Source organism: Microcoleus sp. MOSTC5 (genome assembly GCF_036701825.1).
Classification (GTDB): domain Bacteria; phylum Cyanobacteriota; class Cyanobacteriia; order Cyanobacteriales; family Microcoleaceae; genus Microcoleus; species Microcoleus asticus.
On sequence record NZ_JAUBRK010000043.1, the window covers coordinates 44,268 to 46,745 of the forward strand.

The following is a 2,478-nucleotide window of genomic DNA, read 5'->3' on the forward strand; positions in this document are numbered from 1 at the left end:
TCGGACTACCCGTTTAACGTTAAGTTGACACGCCTTGGGCAATGCCGTGTCCCTACAAGGGCTATGTATTTACTTACCAGCAAAAGTGCTGTATATCATTTCCATTCGCCCTGAAGGGTAAAAGCAGCCCAATAATAGGGAGACTTCCATTTTGACTGCTGCATCATTTCAATCTGTGCCGCCCTCAAAGCTGCCGCCGGCGCTAACTTTTGTTGCACCATTTTCTGATAAAACTTTTGCATTAACACAGCAGTTCCTTCATCATCCACACTCCACAAACTCACCGCCACCCGCTGCGCCCCTGCATACATAAAACCCCTTGTCAATCCCACCATTCCTTCGCCTTTAACATTCTGTCCCATGCCCGATTGGCAAGCACTTAAAACCACTAAATTTGCCGCCAGTTTCAAGTTGAAAATATCGGTGAGGCGCAAAAAACCATTGACAAGATTGCCCTTGTCATCTACCATCGACATCAGAATTCCTGACAGTTCAGGATTTTGGCTGTTGGCAAGGCCGTGGGTGGCGAAGTGAACGATTTGATAATTGGCTAAATTTCCATCGGTAGCAGTAGTGCGACTGGCATCAAAATCAAATATCTGACGGCTAGAAGCTGAGGGGAATAAGCTGGATATTGTTTGGGCTTCTTGGCGGGTAAATGCGAGGCGTTCGGGCGGCCATTGCCGATTAGAAGCGCGAAGCGATCGACTTAAACCGAGATTATTTAATGCTAGCTTTTCGGTAGTTTCCGGGGTAAGTTTTCCTTTGATCCTTTCATCGTCTGGACTAAAAACAGGATCGGCTAAAATTGCTAAAGTTTGGCTTGGTGGTTTTCTGTCTCCGTAATTTTGCCTGAGAATAGCGAGACTTGAAGCGGAAGGCAGAGTGATAATTTCATGTTCAATAATTAAGGGAACATTGGTATTTTGTCCGGCAGTTTGGGCAATAGTTAAAGCTTGAAAAGGAATATAATGCAGCACGCCGTCGGGAACAATTAATAAGCGTTTGTTGCCTAGTTGGGCTGCTGCGGGCTGTAAAATCACTTGACCCAGATTTGCACTTGCTTGGGCAACTTTTTGGGGAATATTTCTGTAAATTGGGCTAGTTATTGCCTCTAGGAAGTTCTTAGCTGCTGTTTCGATGTCAACCTGTTTTGGTAATTCATAGCTGGTTAGTCCTGTTGATGTCACAACCCACAAATAACTGCGGTTTTTGCCGAGGGAATACTGCAATAAAATCGTGTTTTCATCGAGAATCTGTTTCTGAATTTCTGGCAGCGTTAAAGGTTGGGGTTGGGTGAGGGCAGCGTAGCGGGGGCTGGCGGTACGAATCTGGGCTTGAATTTGCTGATATTCTTGCAAAAGTGCGAGGCGCTGAGAGTCGATTTCATCGATTTTAGTTGCGTTGGGATTGGGGGTGCTGATTGTTTCGATGCGTTGCTTTTCAATGGCATCGAGTTGCTGTTGCAGTCTCTTTTCTTGTTGCAGTAACTCGGGGGAAATACCTTCGCGAATGTTGGCGTTACTTTCTTGGAGAAGTTCGAGGAGGCTGCGGGCCCTCGAACGTTCGCTGGCTTCTAAGGCTTTTGTATCATAACCAGATTTAAGATTAGTTTTATGCAGTTGCATTAACAAATTGATGTAGAATTCGTAGTAGTTTTGTACTGTGGCAAAGTATGAGCTGCGGAGTTCAGGGCTGGCTATTTGGGTGCGGAGGTTTTCGATGATTTTGAGACAGGATTCAATGTCGTTGAGGGCTTCGGTAAGATTGTTTCGATCGCGTTTGACAAAAGCCATACCGTAAAGGGTGGCAGCTTCCCCACTGCGATTGCCGATTGCCCGACTCAGGGGAAGCGACTGGCTGTAATACTCTAACGCTTTCTGTTTTTCTCCCAAATCTGAGTAGACACTGCCGATGTTGTTGAGGGTGACAGCTTCCCCACTGCGATCGCCTACTGCCAGTCTCAGGGGAAGCGACTGGCTGTAATACTCTAGCGCTTTCTGTTTTTCTCCCAATTCTGAGTAAATATCACCGATATTGGTGAGGGTGACGGCTTCCCCACTGCGATCGCCGGTTGCCCGACTCAGGGGAAGGGAGTGGCTGTAATACTCTAGCGCTTTCTGTTTTTCTCCCAATGCTGAGTAGACATTGCCGATGTTGTTGAGGGTGGCAGCTTCCCCACCGCGATCGCCGGTTGCCCGACTCAGGGGAAGCGACTGGCTGTAATACTCTAGCGCTTTCTGTTTTTCTCCCAATGCTGAGTAGACTCTGCCGATGTTGGTGAGGGTGGCAGCTTCCCCACGGCGATCGCCGGTTGCCCGACTCAGGGGAAGCGACTGGCTGTAATACTCTAGCGCTTTCTGTTTTTCTCCCAAATCTGAGTAGACTAAGCCGATGTTGTTGAGGGTGGCAGCTTCCCCACGGCGATCGCCGGTTGCCCGACTCAGGGGAAGCGACTGGCTGTAATACTCTAGCGCT

1 protein-coding gene is annotated in these 2,478 nt (G+C 48.1%); it reads right to left on the reverse strand.

Annotated features, from left to right (window positions below):
• Window positions 1–95 precede the first annotated feature (95 nt).
• Window positions 96–2,478: CHAT domain-containing tetratricopeptide repeat protein (locus tag QUA54_RS22565; protein WP_333416374.1), on the reverse strand; the 2,383-nt coding region annotated here is incomplete at its 5' end.